Origin of the sequence: Arthrobacter psychrolactophilus (assembly GCF_003219795.1) — a bacterium.
Lineage (GTDB): Bacteria > Actinomycetota > Actinomycetes > Actinomycetales > Micrococcaceae > Specibacter > Specibacter psychrolactophilus.
Genome location: NZ_QJVC01000003.1, coordinates 358,381 through 376,910 on the forward strand (window position 1 = coordinate 358,381; position 18,530 = coordinate 376,910).

At 59.7% G+C, this 18,530-nt stretch carries 11 protein-coding genes; 3 read left to right on the forward strand and 8 right to left on the reverse strand.

Going from position 1 to position 18,530, the window contains the following annotated elements:
- Positions 1 to 65: 65 nt before the first annotated feature.
- The gene (gene drmD / locus CVS30_RS05980; RefSeq protein WP_110484397.1) at positions 66 to 3,233 is read right to left on the reverse strand and encodes a DISARM system SNF2-like helicase DrmD; all 3,168 of its coding nucleotides are present in this window, start codon (positions 3,231 to 3,233) and stop codon (positions 66 to 68) included.
- A 316-nt stretch (positions 3,234 to 3,549) separates the two neighbouring features.
- On the opposite strand from drmD, the gene CVS30_RS17765 reads away from it, so the two are divergent.
- From CVS30_RS17765 to CVS30_RS05995, 3 genes are read left to right on the forward strand one after another with little or no spacing between them, the layout of a single operon-like run.
- Positions 3,550 to 4,107 carry a hypothetical protein gene (locus CVS30_RS17765; protein ID WP_146233351.1) on the forward strand — a complete coding sequence of 186 codons (558 nt, stop codon included), beginning with the start codon at positions 3,550 to 3,552 and terminating at the stop codon, positions 4,105 to 4,107.
- The gene (gene mobF / locus CVS30_RS05990) at positions 4,104 to 7,655 is read left to right on the forward strand and encodes a MobF family relaxase (protein ID WP_110484399.1); all 3,552 of its coding nucleotides are present in this window, start codon (positions 4,104 to 4,106) and stop codon (positions 7,653 to 7,655) included. The genes CVS30_RS17765 and mobF overlap by 4 nt, the downstream gene beginning before the upstream one ends.
- Positions 7,656 to 7,684: 29 nt before the next feature.
- Entirely contained in the window at positions 7,685 to 8,203 is a 519-nt protein-coding gene (locus tag CVS30_RS05995; protein WP_110484400.1) for a hypothetical protein, read from the forward strand.
- A gap of 261 nt (positions 8,204 to 8,464) precedes the next feature.
- Here CVS30_RS05995 and CVS30_RS17770 read toward each other — a convergent pair whose 3' ends face one another.
- The 7 genes from CVS30_RS17770 to CVS30_RS06035 form a co-directional block, all read right to left on the reverse strand.
- Entirely contained in the window at positions 8,465 to 9,613 is a 1,149-nt protein-coding gene (locus CVS30_RS17770; protein ID WP_146233352.1) for a hypothetical protein, read from the reverse strand.
- Positions 9,614 to 10,558: 945 nt separating this feature from the next.
- A complete protein-coding gene (locus CVS30_RS06010; RefSeq protein WP_110484403.1) occupies positions 10,559 to 11,734 on the reverse strand; it encodes an ArdC family protein in 1,176 nt (391 codons plus the stop codon).
- A gap of 89 nt (positions 11,735 to 11,823) precedes the next feature.
- A complete protein-coding gene (locus tag CVS30_RS06015; protein ID WP_110484404.1) occupies positions 11,824 to 12,309 on the reverse strand; it encodes a hypothetical protein in 486 nt (161 codons plus the stop codon).
- Positions 12,310 to 12,321: 12 nt separating this feature from the next.
- Entirely contained in the window at positions 12,322 to 14,133 is a 1,812-nt protein-coding gene (locus CVS30_RS06020) for a type IV secretory system conjugative DNA transfer family protein (RefSeq protein ID WP_110484405.1), read from the reverse strand.
- Positions 14,130 to 15,587: a putative type IV secretion/conjugal transfer ATPase gene (locus CVS30_RS06025; protein ID WP_146233353.1), complete on the reverse strand. Its 1,458-nt coding sequence runs from the start codon at positions 15,585 to 15,587 to the stop codon at positions 14,130 to 14,132. Before CVS30_RS06025 ends, CVS30_RS06020 begins: the two co-directional genes overlap by 4 nt.
- Positions 15,584 to 17,047, reverse strand: a complete 1,464-nt coding sequence (locus tag CVS30_RS06030) for an SCO6880 family protein (RefSeq protein ID WP_110484406.1) — start codon at positions 17,045 to 17,047, stop codon at positions 15,584 to 15,586. The genes CVS30_RS06025 and CVS30_RS06030 overlap by 4 nt, the downstream gene beginning before the upstream one ends.
- Positions 17,040 to 18,521 carry a type IV secretion system protein gene (locus tag CVS30_RS06035; protein WP_110484407.1) on the reverse strand — a complete coding sequence of 494 codons (1,482 nt, stop codon included), beginning with the start codon at positions 18,519 to 18,521 and terminating at the stop codon, positions 17,040 to 17,042. Before CVS30_RS06035 ends, CVS30_RS06030 begins: the two co-directional genes overlap by 8 nt.
- Between the last annotated feature and the right edge of the window lie 9 nt (positions 18,522 to 18,530).

The window sequence follows — 18,530 nt, forward strand, 5'->3', positions numbered from 1 at the left end:
ATCACGGTCGACCAATTCGAGCCAGTCTCGGTGTTCCCGGGCCCGCCGCTGGGTGCCGTGTGACTTCATGACAGTTCTCCCTGCTTGGCGTCCTTCTCAGTCAGCGCGAACACTACGGCCGCGGCTGACACGAAGGGACGAATGTCGGTGTAGCGTTCGGCGATAGCCGCAATCTCGCGAGATTCTTCCTCGGCGAGATTGGCCAGTCGATTCTCCATCGATCGGATGTCCAGACGGTACTGTTCAGCCTGCCGCGGGTCAAGATCGAACAGCATTCCCTCGAGCTCCTGCTGATTCTCCCGCCGATCACGCAGGGACTCCTGCAGGTTACGGCGGAAGTTGGCAAAGATCTGTCGGGCACGCTCTGTATCTGCGCCTCTGCGCTTCTCTAGATCCGCGGTCACCGATTCCTGCTGTTTGGTGGCGCGTTTGCGCATCTCTGTCTCCAAGCGTGAGCGCAGTCGACCATCGTCTGCATTCCATTCTTGAGCCAGACCTGCGCGGACATGTTCGTCAGCCAGAGTCATGTCCTTGGTGTCGAGAGTCTGTTCGAGCAGGGCTTCGGCCTTTGACTCGGCCAGTCGCTGACCCTTTACACGGATGCCGGTCACGAAGATTTCCTCATGCAACCGCAATCCACCCCGTCCCACGAGCACAAGACGGGAGATCGCCGCGACACAGGACTGCTCTATGCCGGGTACGACCACCGCCGTCACTCGGTTGATAGAGGACTCGGCGCTGAACAGCGAGGCGCGCAGGATCCGAGAGGCCTTCTGCATCAGTCCGTGTCCCAAGTGCACATGTACAACGTCCTCGAACCCGCCTTGAAGTACGGAATCATCAAAGGTGATGGGCCGATACACACCCGGGTAAAGGCGGGTGTCCAGACCCTTGACCGCGTCTTGCCAGGACCTGCCGAGGACCGGCACCCGGAACACCTCGGAGTCGTAGTCCTCCGAGCCTTCCGAGAGAAGCGTGGGCTGGTTGGTCAGGGTTAGCGCGGTGTCAATGACACGGCGGGAATTGAACGGTGTGAGGTGCATCCGCCCTTTTTGCACATGGTACGTATTAGCCAACTCAGTCAGCGCCCGGTTGATCTCCTGGTCGCCTGCCAGCGCCTTGTTGATAATGGCGTTACCTTCATCGTTGAGCTCCTGAGTGCGCTTGACGACCTTGATCCTGCCGAAATGGTTTTGGATTTCGGCGTCGATTACCGGGTTCACCGAGCCCAAGTCATCGGCGACCGTTGCAATCTTCTCAGCGATGCGCCGCATAAAGTCCATGTCCGCCCCGTAGGTGCCGGCTGTCTCTTCGGGCAGGAACTGGTAGACCTTGGGAGTCTCGGTCTGTCCGTATCTGTCGATGCGGCCGATGCGTTGTTCCAGCCGAGACGGATTGAACGGGACGTCGAAATTTACCAGACGGTGGCAGTAAGACTGTAGATCAATGCCCTCGCCTGCGGCGTCGGTGGCGACCAAGACACGGATGGGTTCGCGGCTCGGTTCAGCGTTGAAGCGGGCGCGGGTCAGTTCGCGGTCTTCGGTTCCGATCGAGCCCTCAATCGTGGCCAAACGTGTCTGGTCGTATCCGCGCTGTCGCAGATTTTCCACGATCCAGTTCAAGGTGTCGGAGTACTCGGTGAAGATGACCACGCGCTCATTGGACCACGTCTTGCCGTCGGGCCTGCAGATTGCATTTAGCCAGCCGATCAGTGTCTTCAACCGGGAGTCAGGCTTGGATTGGAAGCTAAGGCCCCAATCCACAAGCCGTGTGATCTGCTCCGGAGTGGCCGTTACAAGTGGGTCAGTTGTCTTGGACCGGCGCAACGCATCGAACTCTGGATGTTCGGCTCCGCCCTCCTCTTCGTCTGACTGGTCGGAACCTAGGACCTCGGCGTAATACCCGTCCTCGTCCTCCCATTCCGTCCGAGCCGCCGTGGCAGTTTCTCGGTAGCCAGCCAGCGTGGACCCGAATGCGTACGGACTAGATAGGAAGCGCTTCTTCAGAAGCATCGAAACAATGTCGCCCGAGCGCTTCTGTCCATTGGCCCGGGCGCTCGCTTCCAAAATGCCATCGAGCGCCTCAAACGATTCTTGTTCGTCCTTGCTCGGTGCAAAGTGAATTGTCTCGAGCTGGCGCGCTTTGAAGCCTTTCTCCTTGATGTCACGCTTGAGCCGCCTCACCGTCACTTCTTTAAGTGCTGCGGGGTCGACCGTCGCTCCCCGAGAGAAACGGCGGTTGTCGATCATCTCCAGCAGCGCTGTGAAGGATTCCGAGTGTCCGTTGTGAGGTGTCGCCGAGAGGAACAGCCGGTGTTCACAGACCTTCGCTAGGTCACGCACCGCGATCGTGCGCTGAGAATCCACGGCGTATCCCCGAGCGCCACCTACAGATGTCGGGCTCGATGGAGCAACGTGGTGGGCTTCGTCGACCACGAGGAGGTCAAATGCATAACGTCGAGCGCTGTTGACCTTGCCGGCCTCGGAATAGACATCCCGCAATAGCCGCTGAGCACGGAGCCCCGGCAACCAAGCCATCGACACGATCACCCGCGGGAAGAGGCGGAGGGGATTTGCATTCAGGCCATGCGTTCGACGCACCTCGCCCATTACGTCAGAGTTGACGATGACGAAGTCCAAACCAAATTTCTCACGCATCTCGTCTTGCCACTTCAGCGACAGGCTCGGCGGGCACACGATCACGACCGAGCGGGCACGATGCCGCAGCAAAAGTTCCTGGATGACCAGGCCGGCCTCGATCGTCTTGCCCAAACCAACGTCGTCCGCCAGAAGCAGATTGGCTCGGGGGGCTTGCAGAGCTCGACGCAACGGTTCGAGCTGGTACGCCTCGACGTTCGCTCCTGAGCGGAATGGAGCCTGGAATGCACCCTCGTTCGCAGAGGTCACCGCACCCCACCGGACAGCATCAACAAACGCCGCCAGACGGTTCGGGTCATCGAACCCCTCCGCGGTGATAATCTCTGGCAGACCCTGGTCTGGGGCAACCGAGTGACCAACCTCCAGCTCCCAGATGACGTTGAGTTCCTCACCCATTCGGTCCTCGGCCAGAGACTGAAGAGAGATTACGTGATTGAGCTGAGGGACTCCGTCGTCGGCCGAGCTACGCGGGAGGCCCTGCTCTCGGACGTCCGCGACGGCCCAGTTCGCACCGCGGACCTCGACGATGTCCCCCGGCTTCGGAAGACGCGGCATCTCAGTCAGCTGGGCAGTCATCGGGTCGGCTCCTCTACAACCGATTCCGACGCAATATTCAGTTCACCAGCAGTAAGAACAGAAACCGCAACCACTTACACTCCCCATGTCATTCGAGCCAACGGAATATGGCACTCCACTGTCAAACTTAGTCCATAGACAAGCCGAGCCTAAAAGGTGTTGGAACAGCTCATAAAGCCCAATGCCCGAAGTCAGCCGGACCCATCACCGTAAATAAATCTAGACCGTCACACGTCTGGCATCCAAGGACGTGACCGTCGGCTTTTGGCACGACGGCCAAGCACGTCGTTGATCCCCTTTCGCCCCATGAACTGGCATGGAAACGACAACTTGCAGGCTGTGCGGAACCGTCTTTGAACCACGACGCACAACTCAGAAATACTGTTCACCCACTTGCTCACGCCGGCACCGAGATCGGGAGTGGCGAAACCGGCACCACGACGACACTACCCAGACACTGCGAGCGCAGCTTGAATCTGCAGTCATCGAGAACCGCGTCATCCTAGAAGCAACGACGGCCAAGTTTCAGATGCAGCTGGATGCAGCAGAACGGAAGGCTCGGGACCGACTCACATTTCAGGCCAACCGGAATGAGCGTGAGACCGATGTTCTACGCACCCGATTGCGCGACCTTGCGTCAATCAATGTCGACATCGCCTGTGAAGTCCCAGAACTGAAGGCTCAAATTACTGAGTTGCAGTTGGAGAACGCCAGGCTCATCCACAGTCAGCGTGCTGACTTCCAGGATTTCACGCAGATCGCTGGTCGGCTGTTTGAGCTTTGCTCGCGGCTTGGGCTCCCGCTTGACAAGGCGACGAAGGAGATCTTTCAGCGCCGTGGCTGGCGAACCAGCACTCTGGTACCCGAACAATGACTGTCTCATTGTCCCGGCTGACGGCCACCGCCGGGTTGAAATACCTGCTCAAGACCACCATGCGGGATGACCTCATCAAACCACTGGGGGATTCCACCAGTTACTACGTCAAGGCTGGAACACCCCAAGGCCGGTGGCTGGGCCGGGGCCTCAACGGCATCGACCGGAGGCTACTTCAACCAGTCACCGCACCAGACGCCAAAGCCGTATTCTCACTCGCCCAGCACCCCGACACGCAGACCGTCCTTGGCCGACCTCACGGCCAAACAACCGTTGCCCACCGGAACGGTGAAGAACAACAGCGCCATGCTGTGGCCGGATTTGACCTAACGCTCAGCGTGCCCAAATCCGTTTCTGTCCTGTGGGCTCTCTCTGACAAAGACATCCAGCAACAAGTCCTTGCCGCCCACCATCGTGCCGTGGAATCCGTGCTTGCCTGGCTCGAGGATCAGGTCGTCCATACACGGACAGGGCGCAACGGAGTTGCCCATGTTGGCGCAAAAGGTGCCATTGCGGCAGCATTCGACCATTGGGAATCCCGCGCTGGCGACCCGCAACTTCACACTCATCTGGTCATCGCTAACCGGGTTCAACGCCGTAGTGACGATGCGTGGACGACCATCGACTCCCGAACGATCTACAAAGCTGTCGTTGCCGCAAGCGAACATTTCAACGGGCTGCTACTGGACGAACTCCAACGGGTCCTCGGAACGGAGGCAGACTTCCGGCCCACCATAGCCGTGGGGCGCAATTCAGGTCTCGAATTGACCGGAATCGACCAGGATCTTATCCAGGAATTTTCCAATCGGAGCAGGCTCATCACCGCTGAAACGGACAGGCTTGTCCAGCTCTCGACCAGTGAGAACGGCAGACGACCCAGTCCCACCACCATCATCAAGCTCCGCCAGATTGCCACATTGTCGACCCGACAGCCCAAGGACGAATCGCCAAGGCCACTGACCGAACTGCGTGCAGGCTGGCGACAGCGAGCCCTCGCCATGGGGCAAAACCCAACAACGGTCGTTGAGAATACGATCCGGCGATCCAGGCAACGCCCTGTCAGATCTTCCGACGTCTCCTTGGAATGGAATGATGCGGTCGCCGCCATGGTCAGGGATGGAGTCGCACAGCGCAGGGCAACGTGGAACCGCTGGAACCTCCTTGCCGAGGCCGAACGCATCTGCGCCGGCATCCGCTGCCAATCCCCCGAGGATCGCCGCCGACTCATCGACTCGGTCACCGCAGCAGCTGAATCCCAATCTGTGTCGCTCAACGACACTCGATACAGACTCCCCGCGAATGCTGCACACGATCTGGCATACGCTGGCCAATCAGTCTTTGACTTCCCCGGCGCCCGCCTCTACACCGATACCAATACCCTGGCCAACGAACGATTCGTCATGGAGGCAAGGAACGACGCCAACGGACCTGCCATCCAAGTTGCAGCAGCAAGCGATCGACTCGTCAGCTACCGCCACCGCGCCGGCTACCAGCTCGCCCCAGATCAGCTCGCCGCAGCGGAAAGCGTGCTGTCCAGCGGCAACAGGCTAGACGCCATTGTTGGCCCCGCCGGATCCGGGAAGACCACAACCATGGCTGCCATCAAGGCCGTGTGGGAATACGCCCATGGTGAGGGCAGCGTCGTCGGACTTGCCCCGGCCGCGGCCAGCGCGGAAGTCCTGGCAAAGGAACTCGGCATCACTGCGGAGAATGTCGCCAAATGGCTCTATGAAAGCGTAGGACGAAGAGCAAGCAACCGTGCCGACCGGTTCCACACGTTGGAATCAATGCCACGAACCAGCCACACAGCCGCTGCGGCACAACTGACAGCACTGTCCGTCCAGCAGTCCCTCTGGCAGTTCAGGAAGGACCAGCTAGTCATCATCGACGAAGCGTCCATGATCTCCACCATTCAACTCGCTGGTCTGGTCCACCAAGCCCGAGACGCAGCCGCCAAAATCCTGCTGGTCGGCGACCCCGCCCAGCTCGACGCCATCGATGCTGGCGGCATGCTCGGGTGGCTGCACCGTGACGGCAAAGCTGTCGAATTGACCAGCATCCACCGCTTCACCAACAGTTGGGAAGGGCCGGCCTCGCTCCAACTGCGAGAAGGCAACATCGACGGCGTCGACCTTTACACCGTACAAGGGCGCATACAGCACGGTGACTACACGGACATGATTGAGAATGCCTACCGCGGATGGTCAGCCGACCTCCGTTCCGGCAAATTATCCATCCTGATCGCCCCTGACAACGAATCCGTCACCACCCTGAACGAGCGCGCCCACGCCGAGCTGGTTGAATCGGGTCTTATCGATGCCGAGCACACCGTCACCCTCGCCGACGGCCTGACCGTGGGCCGCGGCGACACCATCATCGCCCGCAAGAACAACCGCAGGTTGATCGACACGAACGGCGAATACCTCCGCAACGGCACCCTCCTGCGCATCACAAAGCGGCCACATAGGGACGGCAGCGTCACCGCCCGTCGGGTGGACACCGGAGCCGCCATCAGACTCAGCCAGGTATATCTCGGCACCTCCGCCGAGCTCGGCTACGCAACCACCGCCCACCGTTCCCAAGGCATCACCGTGGACACCAGCCACATCGTCCTGACGCAAGGCTGCCTCACCCGCGAGCTGTTCTACGTCGGCATGACCCGCGGCCGCAATTCCAACACTGCCTATGTTTGCGAGTCCAACCCCGCCCTCGGCGAACCGCAAGCAGGCGGACCAACCGCCAGCTGGCGACAGATCCTCGGCGAAGTCCTGGCCGCGGAAGGAGCCGAACGTACCGCCCACGAAGTGCGAGCGGCAGAAGTTGCCAAGGGCGACACCCTCCAACGACTTGCCGCCGAGTACGACTATCTCGCCCAGCTGGCCGCCGCCGACGGCCTGACCACGGCCATCTCAAAGGTTTTGCCCGACGTCGTGACTCACCTTCAAGAGTCGCCCTCCTGGGGCGCGGGTGTAGCCGTCTGGCGACGAGCAACGGCAAGTAGTCCAGCAGCTGCGCAGCGGGTTCTGGAAGGCGCTCTGAAGCATCCTGGCGACGCCCAGGACCACATGGCAGTCGTTCATGCACGACTTCGACAGGCGGTCAGCAACGGCCTCTTGGAGGCTTCCCCAGACGTCCTCGACGAGGTACTTTTCACCGAGCGTGCGGACCTTGCGGACATGATCAGCCAGGTACGCGCCCGCACGATCAATCGCCGCGACCGCGTGACCAGGGAATCACTGAGCGTTGGATCTACGTGGGTCCACGAGTTGGAAAGAATTCTCGGGTCTACGGTCAAGCCCGAGCAATGGGCCACCGCTGTCGGCGAAGTCGCAATCTTCCGTGACCGCTGGGAAATCACCACTTCTACAGATCTGCTTGGTCCAGTTCCTGCCAGCTATGAGTGGGAGCAGTCCCAGCAGCGAGCGTCCCTGCAGCGGCTCATTCAGTCGTTGGTGGAAGGCCCATCCAATTCGTTGGAACAGGGTGCGTCTGCCCTGCCTGCACCAATTATGCGCCAACCCCTTATCCATGTCGGACCCACGCTCTAAGCTGGAAGTCGAAAGGAAGTCGTGCGGTCATGAACCCAATGATCAGACCATCAGTTACCTCGATGCCACTCATGTTGTGGAGCATCTTTGTTGGCCTGTGCACGCTCTATTTGGTTCCGGCAACCCTCGCGAACTGGCCAGCGCAAGTTTGGCTAGTGTCCATCACCGGGTTACTCGTCGCCCTCTTGGCAGCGCTGGTCCTGCGATGGGTAGTGAAAGTACGCCATGCCCGTATCTGGGACGCAAATACTCAACGCATGTGGCAGCAGTTTGAGGAAGCTCGCCTCGATGGCGGAACGACAACCGAAGTCACGGTCCTCAGCGTCCAGGAGGTCCAACCGACAGGTGCCTGGGTGACCATCAATTGGGACCAATTCGGCTATACGCAGCCAGCTTGGATTGAGGGCAAGGGAGGAACCTACTGGCCCGGGTCGGTAATCCTTATTGCCCCCGACCCGGACCAAGTTCACATCGGTCAGCCCTGGCCACCTACATACAGAATCGCCGAGTCGGACTGTCGCGCCATAGCGCCGGCCCTTGGACAATAGCGGAGGCGAATACGGGCTAGGAACCACCCTTGATCAATGACGCGAAACCAGTATTCACCACTACCCAGGATAGGCCATTAGCTGGCCACATGTCAGATTATGTTAAGTGCGCTGGTAATTGCCGGATCTTTAGTCTGTTCTCTCCAGACTGCTACGTATATAACCTGCCCCTTTATGATGATTGTTAGAAATGTAATCTGACGCAGCAATTAAATAATGGCGCGAAATCTTCTTTGGAACATCGTTCACGCTCATCACCCCTCAGAAGAAGGTCACAATCTCACCCTGATGAAGTGCAGGACTAAATTTTATGCCAACTTGAAAGCATTTCACCGCACCATCAGAATCGGTAAATTCAAGTTGCGTAGAGAATAAAACGGCATCATTTTCTGGCGCCGGCAGACCATTCTTCGTTCCTTCCTTGAACCTCAAATTGAATATTAGCTGATTATTCATTTTACTCTTAACCGCATCGATAAGATACGATTTATCGAGCCCCAATAGCCCTAAGATTTCGAGAGCTTTGCTATGCGAAGACATAAGGTAATCGAACCTGGTGTCCGAAAGAATTATTTCCACGTCTGAGGCTGACCGACCTGAGCCACCCAGTGCATTTAGCGCCATTGAGCTATCCGCGTCAGCCCACTCAGGAACACCATTATCCAATTTATGATCAAGCATAATATGATATAGATCTTCTTCAATGCCGACCGGTTCAAACCCATATTGCTCCAGTGGATATCCCACCTGATTTGAGTACCCAGCGTCGTCCATGGAAGTCACCATCTTCTTGGCAACCCTCAGTCCAACCTGCGGCAACAGCATTCCCGATTTGATCGGTTTCCAGGTTGTGCAGTCGATGTAGCCGAGATAGGAAGCCGTGTGCGAGCGAATTGCGACGTCCATCTCCTTGAGTTGATTTTTACTTACGTTACTTAAATAGACGGCAAAATAAAGTTCTGCGGAAATTCTATCAAAGTCCTTTGATCCAAAGAGATACTTTTCAAACTGCTCCCAAACAAATTCTGATGGCATTCCCAGAATGTCACCCACACTAATGGCAGTCTTCTCTGGCCCATGATCTCGAAGCGCAGGAAGCCAAGCATGAGATATATGATGGCCATATGAATTACTGCCCGTTTTCAATGAATTAAAAATAAAAGCAATTTCTGATTTTTTCGGCTGCGGGGTCAACGCGCCTCTTAAATCCCTATACTGTACACCCACTCCAGACAATTGAGCTATAACCTGCCGATGCATTGTTCGAATTACGCCACTCATTTCATGTGCATTCAAACTAAAGCTATCAGCCAGTACATTCAAGCCGACGTGCGTATATGAGTTGATAACATGTATCGTGTCATCGTCTTTGGGCGTAGGTTGCGATGAACCTTTTGAGTCAATTGTCACTGCAGCAGATTCCTGTCGTTCGATTTTCGCATCTAATCAATCCAGTATTTGTTGACGCTTTTAACTCATTGTGGGAGTGACCAATACGGTCTGCTGGTTCGCCCCTTGGGTCAGCTTAACATCTCCACGACCCGGCGCCTCCAAGTTGTTCATGGGCTCTCCAAAGAGGTTGCCGTCGTGTTGTTCAACGATGACGGCTGCACGTACTGGCAGCAGGAGCTGGCTGCGGCCGCAGCCAGCACAGCGAGTGAGCCGCGGCCGCACAGTGCGGATACGGGTGTGCCCGTGGGGCGTAGTCGGTCCGAATATCCCGAGCAGGTTTTTCCCCTAACCGTAAGGTCGCTTCGTCCCGTTGCAGGCTGTTCACACCCGTCATCGTGCCTGCTCCGGCTCCTGCCCCTCACCCTAACTCTCATGCCAATGTCTCTTACTCTGCTGTGACCGCCGCCGGAAAAGGCCATTACGTGTGGAACCCGTCCGGTTCTGGAACGGACAAGCTGCCAGCGGCCGGCTGTACAAACAACGTCAACCCGACGACACCGCATCGGACATCACAGCGCGCCGGTCGGAACTGCTGCTCTCGTTCTCATGATGATGCCGTCAACGGATCAAGAAGAATGACATCGTCGTCGTCATTCACAATGACCAATGCATCGCTATAGAAAGTAGTGTTCATCATAATGGGAGTAATTTAGACCTGTATCTACCGAATTCTTTCCCTGATCAGGCGATTCAGTTGGTGAAGTAGCGCAATCCGAGTATTTGGCGGCTGAAGTCTGCAGCCTTTATCTAATCCCTTCCTGAGGCGCGGTCAGGTTCGATTCGGGCGCCGCTCATGCGGCGATAATTTACCTACGTGAATTCCGCATCATCTCACGTACCTCGAAGCCACCCCCCAAAACAGGCTTTTTTGAAGACGACCTGCATGTTCAAAAAAGGAGTACTTTACTTAATTTCCGCGCAAGAATCCATGTTCGATCGCGGTGTTTTCTGGCAAAGTAGGGGCCCACACGATTTTGATAAATCAATGCACGGGTTTCGTTGGGTTCGAGAACCGCTAAGGTGCCCGCCAGTCTCCATAGGCGAGGTCAAGTCCAAGATACTCCTTGAAGCCGAGGTCACCCGAGCGAGAACGGACCGAGCGATATCGGTGCGTGACAGCAGCTTGCATCCTGCGGTTGTCGAAATGATTGAGTCCGCCTCCGCGACGATAACGGCGTCAGCCCACCCTGCCAAGTAGCTGGACGATTGGGGCCCGCGGTCGATGCTGTGGGCCTTCATCACGGTGTAGGCAACTGACTCAGCTTCGACTTCTGCCAGTCCTCGGTGTTCAGCGCTGCTCCCGTAGAGCTGGCCGAGAACATCGTCAGGTCCGTGGAGCATGACATGGCCTAGTTCGTGAGCGAGAACGGCAAGGCTGTCATCTACTTCGAGCCATCCCCCGATGCTGATCTGGTGTGAAGTGAAGTTCGTGTAGCCGCTGGCCAGAGAATGTTGGCTGTCAGATAATTCCACGGCGAATCCGCGGCTTCCTGCGATCCCGACCAACGATGTCCATAATTCTTCGTGACCGACGCTCGGCTCCACCGCATGTTCGGCGTTGCCGCGTGGAACCAGCAGTGGCTCCCCCTCAGTCTGGGACACGTCGAAGACAGCCTGGCCCCGCCAGCCAATGACGCGAGTCCGGCTACGGTCCGCAAGGTCTCCTGGCGTGCTGGGGGTTTGTGGCTTCGCCGCCTGAGCATCTTCGTCTGCATCGGCTCTGGCGGTAAGCGGCGCAATGACCCAGAGGGCGTGTTCGCCTTTGAGGACATAGCGTCCATGCCGCTGCCACTCCTTGTAGCCGGCAACCAAGGTGGGTGGTTCCTTGCCGCGTTCCTGCATCTGGGCCATGAGCATGGCGGCGTTTCCTCCAGAGTAACGCCATAGAGTAGCTGAGTTATCGAGGAGCTTTTGCCATCGCCATGGCTCACTGACCGCTTGGTCCAGGAGGTCGACGAGCCCCTGGGTCAGTGTTTCGACTCGTTCTGCCGGTGCCGGATGACTTGATGGTGGCGCTATATGCGGCTCCACAACGCCACTGCCAAGGTCAAGATCGGAATCCAACGATTCTGCGCTCATTGCCACTACCTCCACATCACATCCGCTTGGTGCCTTCACAGCGGATACAAGTTCATGGTGCCCGGAACCCTGAACTACGTGCTGATACCTCAGCCATTCGAATCCGGGCTCCAGTTGCTATGCCCAGGCCCGTCCGGCGGCAATGTCCGGCGACCGGGCACCCTGTGGGCCTGCAGCCCCACACATCCTGCCGTTCTTGTGTGTTCGCGCATGCGCTCAATGCTGGACGTCAGCCGTTCGTGGAACGTGATGGGACCGAAGCCGCCGTCGTCCTCGGTGTAGGAAGCCTGCTCGGCACGCTGCAGCCCATAGAGCTCGGCAACCATGTCACTGTGCTTCCACCAGCAATCTGGAATCACGGAGGTGGGCAGATGGTAGGTGTCCACGAGCCACTGGACCCACTGCCCAAGATGCTTCCAAACCGCTGCAGCAGTCCGGGGATCCATGTCCCGCCACCTGTAAGTCACGGGAATCCTGTTGGACCGCCGCCCCTCGGTGGAACCGAACAGCATGGCAGCAAACTCATCCTCTGCTCCCCCGCCTACCGTGTATTCAAAGGACTCTTCCTCGTCCATCGTTGTCTCCTCTCAACTTTCCACATCGGTCTTCAGGCTGGCTGCCTGCCGCAGCCGGTGACCGGCTGCGAGCTCGCGCTCGGTTTCTTCCTTGGAGACGCCCAGCTGAGCGGCGTCCTTGCGCTTGTGCCATTCCGTCAGATCCAACAGGATGGGGCGGGTGCGCCGGCCCAGCATGATCGCCGTTCCCGCCGGAAGCCGTCTGATCTCGTGCAGCGGGATGACCGGCGATTCCCTGATTTGTTCGCCGTCCTGCCGTCCCTGGGAAGACCACGACCGGGTGTTGACCGTAGTGCTCCGTTCACCGATAAGCCCCTCCAGAGCGCGCAGGTCACGCTCGTCGGACCCTCCGCCGAAGATGACCTTGATGATGGCCGCGTCCCAAATGGTCGCTGCCTCGTCAATTGACCATCCGGAACGGGCTTGGGATAGGGACTGGAGGACCACGATGGTGGAAATGCCGATCCCGCCGCCGTCAGAGAGCACCACCGGCAGTCCCGGCCATGGCGAAAGGTTCGCAATCTCATCCAGGATCAGGGACAGCGGCGGATCCAGCCGGCCTCCAGCCGCGACAAAGGCCATCTCCCTTGCTGCGTAGTCGATGTCGTCAATCAACGCGGAAAGGTAGGGGCCGGCAGCCGCAGCGCCTGACTTGGTGCCGATCAAGTACAGCGTTCCCCGTTGACGGATGAAGTCCTTCGGGTCGAACTGCTCCGCATCACCGTGCGGGTCAAGTGCCGCCAGGACCTTCGGTGACGACAGGGGCGCAACGGCGGCGCTGACGCCGATCCACGAGTTGGAGGTGTTGCGGGGATCATCATCGATGATCCCTAGGAGGTCAGCCTGCCAGCCAAGCGCCGCCTCCGGTCGCCCCAGATATTCAAGTGCTTCCTTGGCCAGAACTGGGCTGGAAGACCACCGGCGGAAGGCCCTCACACCATCGCCGGACAGAGCCGCCGCGTGCAGCAAGCACTGGAGAACGATGACGGCGCGTTTCTGCCACGCGGCGTTCTCACCCTTGAATTCAGTGTCGGCCGTGATGACGAGGGCCCGGCGGGTTGCAATGTCGGGGTCCTCGCAGCCTCGCACCGGAGACCATCTCAGCGATGTTGGCAGCCCCGACATGCCCTGCGGGTCAAACACAGTTACGGGCCGGCCGCCAGAGGCTCGCGCCTTCATGGTCACCACCAAGTTGTCTGCCCTGGTAGAGGTCGTGACGACCGCCCCGGGCGCATCCAGAATGGCATTGATGATCACGTACAAGCCCTTGCCGGATCGGGGCGCGCCCTGAATGACCATTGATTCTTCCGTGGACACATGGACCGTTACGCCCCGGGACCGGCCAACGGTCCACGAGACTTCCTCAATCCGAGGCTTTGCCAGCCCAGGTCGTGTGAACTTCCCTCTCTTCACGACGGCCCGCGCACCAAAGTCACGCACCACCTCCGCCCGGCGTGCAACACCGTCACGGCTAAGAATGTCTCTCCGCAGCCAGGACCCAGACTGCCGCCACACGCGCCACAGGAAATACCCGGCCACCACAAGAATCACCAGGACTGCGAGCGCGGGACCGACGAGCAACCATACGGATCCGGTGCTGACAGAGCATTCGCCGGGCGGATCCACTATCCACTTCATCTGTCCTGCGAAGAGCCCGATGCCAGCGGAGGGGCTGAATGTCCAGGACGCGGCAGCGTGGCAGCTCCAGCCGATCACGGCGGCTGCCGCGCTTTGGACGAAGAAACAGAATCCCAGGTAGGCGGCTGTAGCAATCAGGGCGGCGTTCAGGAGGGGGTTTCCGTCGTCGAATCTGCGCGGCATCATCGCATCCCCTCGTCGGTGCCGAAAACGGCCATTTCATCGGTGGTGATGCGGTTGGCGACAATGAACGAGCGGTTGCCGACCTTCCACAGCCCCATGCCCTTGGGCAGGTTTTCGACGTGCTCGCACTCGGCTTCGGTAAGTCCTAGGGCTTCCTTGGTCAGCCGCATGGCGTCGTGTTTTTGCCGGTAGATGATGCGGGTGTCCGCCTCGGTCAGCAGGCCCAGCGCCTTTTGCCTCAGTCCGCTGCTGCCGTCCCCAATCTCATTGAGGTCGGCGACCTTGTGCATGATCAGCAAGTTGGCGATCCCATAGGTGCGCGCCAGGCGCCATTGCTCACTCATCTTGGCGAGCATGTACGGGTCGGCGAGCATCCGCCAGCCCTCGTCGTAAACAACGATCCGCTTGGCGCCGTCGGGGTTCGTCACGGCTGCTTCCAGCCATGTTGCTCCACACGCAGCTGCCAAGGACAGTGCCTGTTCAGAGGCGCCGATCAGCGCGGAGGTGTCCATGACCATGATGGGTGCGTCCGCGTCGAAGGCGACCGTAGAGGGTGCATCGAACATGCCTTCGAGGTCGCCCGCCACGGTACGTCGCAGTGAATGTCCGACGCCGGTCCCGCCGTCACGCCCGACCAGTGCCACTGTTGCTGGGGTCGGGTTGAGTAGGTACTGCAGGACCATGGGAAGTGTCGGTGTGCTGTTGGCCGCGACCGCGTCGGTCAGTGCCATGTCCAGCGCGGTGTGTTCCACCGGGCTCATGGGCTGACCTTGCCGCATCAATGAGACCAGGGCAACCAGCAGGTGGCGGCGTCTCTGCCGGACAACCGCCAGCCACTGTTCGTCCGAGAGAAGCAGGGACCGTGGTCCGGCATCAAGCGGGTTGACCCTTGCCGGTTTGCCTGGTCCCACTGAGATGACTTTCCCGCCCAAGGCTTCGGCAACGGGAACCCACTCCCCCTTGGGATCGGAAGCCACGGCAGCCTTTCGGCCAAGCGTCACTGACCGGGCGACCAGGGACTTTCCACACATGGACTTCCCCGTACCAACAGTTCCTATCACCACGATGGAGGGCCCACTGATCACACCCTTCTCGTAAAGAATCCAAGGATCATAGGAGAACGCGCCGGAACCAAACACGTCGGTACCGATGTAAGTTCCTTCATGTCCGAGACCTGATTCCGTCAGGAAGGGGTAGGCCGCGGCAAAGGTCATGGTTGATGCCCTGTGCGGTGCGGGGCGCAGCCGGTGCGGCCCCCGCAACGACGACGGCTCTCGCTTCCCCCAGTCACCCTGCGAGCGCGACGGTGAATCGTCCCCCACAGGATGGGCGATCCGTTCCCACAGGGAAGGCTGAGCAGGGCTGGCCAGCGAACGTTCGTTCCGCCGTCGTGCTTCCCTTTCAAAGCGGGACTCCCCTGCCGGAACAAAGCTGACATGTTGTGCGTGCTTGCTCATTTCAAACCCCTTCCCAGTGGCAGCGCCCCAGCGACGAACGCTGGCCATTGCTGTCCGGCCAGCAACCGTAACTCGACGAAGGCACCGGCGGCCGCCGATTCGAGTTCCTGCCGATGGCGGGCCAGGGCATCGAGAGTGTCCGCGGTGATGGTGACGTAGGCGGCGGGGCGGACGTCACCATGACCGGCAACGATCTCGTCCTCGCGCTGGGCAACCTCTTCCTCCTCGGCTCGTTGTTCGCGCGTGAGGGGCCGGTCAAAGCGGGCGTTAACGCGCCGGCGGGTCTCGTGGGCCTCGTGTGCCGAACGGATGTCTCGCAGGGCCTGCTCAGTGGGGATAGCCCGGATGACCTCCGTGACCGTGTGCCGGAAGTTGCCCACATAGACCACGGGGTGAAGGAATCCGGGGAACACCTGCTGGCGCGGCCACTCGGCGATCCAGAACGTCTGGTGGAACCCGGAGTCCGTCCGCAGGTACGACCAGTGTTCCTCCACCGCCATCGGGCCTCCACTCAGTGGAGCAGTGTCGGTCCCCTGCTTCGTTGCGGCGAGCCTGGTGACGGCATCCGGATCAAAAGCGCCGCGTATGACGGCGGTGAGCTTGTTGCCGGGCAACCACTCATCCACGTTGACGCCATGCGTTTTGAGGCCCGTGGTCAGTGCTTCAACTTCAGAAGTGACCACGTGTTCCATTCCGGCCATGTCACCGCCGGCGTCTCGGATGCGCCGCCGGGCCTTGGCCGTGTCGACGACCAGGCAAACGAGGAGCTCGTGGACCATGACCGACCCCGCCTCGGCGATCAGGTCAAGATAGGATCTGTCGCCCCAACGCACGTCTTCGATCCGTGTCGGGGCCTTGGCCCGGTCATAGAATTCACGCAGCGCTGTGGACGGGTACGGAACGGTGTAGTCCTGGATCGCCTGTCGCGCGACGGCGGGCCGCTGCGCCATTGCCGTCTGCACCCGGGACCATGCCTGCACTGCATAGGCCTTGTCGTCATCGTCCAGCAAGGCAAAAGACGTTGTGGTGCAGCGTAGGACAGCCATCGCTTCATGGCTCTGGCGGTCGACGACGAACGCGGCATCTTCCTTGGTCTGCCGCAGTTCAAGACTGCCCAGCCCGCCGGGTAGCGCCAACTGGCCTGCAGGCCTCGGCTGCTCAGGCTTGGCAAGGAACTTGGTCTGGCCGAGCTGCTGGCGCCAGAGGAAGACCGTCGCTGCGTAGGCCCAAACGGGATAAGGAATCCTTTGGTACTGCAACACGCCGAAGAGGATGGCGCCCAGCCACACGGGCATCGTGAAAACCAGTGCCGGAGGTCCACCCGTTGCCGAGGCAATGGTTCCTGTCAACACGCCAACACCGACGAGCCCCAGCTGGTACCACTGGAGCCCCATGAACAGGCCGTGGCGTTCGTACCGGGGGAACTTCACCGGTTGCAATGTGCGCGTATTCTCAGACATCTTTCTCCCTTTCCGGGATGATTCTTGGTGGCCGCGGGACGGGTCGCTGCGGCGATTGTGGAGCTGGCCGCGGTGCCGCTGGGGTTTGAGGTTTGGGAGTCGGTGCCGGTGCTGCAGGGTTTGGGGCTGGGGCAGAGGCTCGTTGTGAGCGCGCTGCAGCGCCATGCTGTTGCTGCGGTGCGGGGGCCGACCCGGAGCTGCCAGGCGTTTTCTGTGGCCCGGCATTTGAGGTGGGCTGTCTGCCTGAAGTCGGGGCGCTGGGATCACGATGGGGCGTGCCGCCGCGCTTGACGTACGGCTGCCCATAAGTCTTGGTTTCCGACCCCGGCGGTTGGCTACCGCCGCTGGGAACCGGCTGGCCGCCGTCGTTCTTCATAATCTGCTGGCCGCTCAATTTGCCGCCATTTTGGAGGTCCTTAATGGTGGGTTCGGCACTGGATTGAACGAGCGCCGGCTTGTGGGACCCCATGCTCGCCAGGGAAAGCTTGCCGCCCATCTGCCGGCTGACTTGCCGGGCTGCGAAACCACCGCCGCGAGACAAGACGTGTCCACCGCCTGCGACCTGCGCGGCTGCTGCCAACTCCCCGCCGGCAAAACTGACAAGTTTCAGCGCCATCAGGGGCGCGGCGCAAGCCAGCAACATCCCTACTGCGCCTGAGGCCAGACCGGCGAACGACGTTGAATCAGAAAAGAGCTTGACTGCCAAAGCCAGGATGGTGGCAGCAAGTGGTTTGGCGATCAGGAGCGCCACGACCGTTTCGCACCACCGCCGCGTCCATGTTTTTGTGTGTTCCCACGGCAGGAGCATGATGGCAACTGGCGCCGTCGCCGCGAGGACAAGGAGGGCAAAGGACCGGAAGATCATTGAGCACATGAGGATGAACGCAAGCACCCAGACAAGGGCGACAGCGACAACTGTGACGATTAGTGGCCCGGCGGGGCCTGATGTGCCGGGGCTGGCCAAGGAAATGAGGTCCCATTCGTGTCCACTGCCTGTCGGTGCCCGGGTGAAACCGAAGAGTCGCATGAACACGACATACGGGTCTGATCCGAGTGTCTGCAGAATTGCGGTGGATGCCGAGTCAGTGAATTGAGTGAGCTTCTGCATCAGACCCACGGCGCCAATGACGACGGGGATGGCGATCCCTCCCGCGATGACTGCCCGTCCAATGCGCCGCGGCTGTTGGCTGATCAGTCCACCGAGTAGCTGCAGGATCATAGCCACAACGAGCGGCGTCATCATCACGACAATCCACCAATTGGTCAGGCCACTGACGGCTGTCCAGTCAGAAGGTCCGAGGTCTGAGACGCCAAATGCCCCGGAAATGAACGACCACATCCATGACGCCATGCTCTCGAGAATGCCCGCGAACATGTTCGTGATGGTTTGAGTCGCGGCGTCCTGGGTTTGCGAGATGATTCCGCAGCCCGGGGGCCACCAACCGTTAGCTTGGCACTCGACCATGGGCAGCATGGCGCATAC

Excerpts from the sequence above, each read along its gene's own strand:
- CVS30_RS06010 (WP_110484403.1), bottom strand. The coding sequence starts at position 11,734 with ATGAGCGCAGAATCGTTGGATTCCGATCTTGACCTTGGCAGTGGCGTT.
- CVS30_RS06025 (WP_146233353.1), bottom strand. The coding sequence starts at position 15,587 with ATGAGCAAGCACGCACAACATGTCAGCTTTGTTCCGGCAGGGGAGTCC.
- CVS30_RS06035 (WP_110484407.1), bottom strand. The coding sequence starts at position 18,521 with ATGCTGCCCATGGTCGAGTGCCAAGCTAACGGTTGGTGGCCCCCGGGC.
- CVS30_RS06015 (WP_110484404.1), bottom strand. The coding sequence starts at position 12,309 with ATGGACGAGGAAGAGTCCTTTGAATACACGGTAGGCGGGGGAGCAGAG.
- drmD (WP_110484397.1), bottom strand. The coding sequence starts at position 3,233 with ATGACTGCCCAGCTGACTGAGATGCCGCGTCTTCCGAAGCCGGGGGAC.
- CVS30_RS06020 (WP_110484405.1), bottom strand. The coding sequence starts at position 14,133 with ATGATGCCGCGCAGATTCGACGACGGAAACCCCCTCCTGAACGCCGCC.
- CVS30_RS06030 (WP_110484406.1), bottom strand. The coding sequence starts at position 17,047 with ATGTCTGAGAATACGCGCACATTGCAACCGGTGAAGTTCCCCCGGTAC.
- mobF (WP_110484399.1), top strand. The coding sequence starts at position 4,104 with ATGACTGTCTCATTGTCCCGGCTGACGGCCACCGCCGGGTTGAAATAC.
- CVS30_RS05995 (WP_110484400.1), top strand. The coding sequence starts at position 7,685 with ATGAACCCAATGATCAGACCATCAGTTACCTCGATGCCACTCATGTTG.
- CVS30_RS17765 (WP_146233351.1), top strand. The coding sequence starts at position 3,550 with ATGGAAACGACAACTTGCAGGCTGTGCGGAACCGTCTTTGAACCACGA.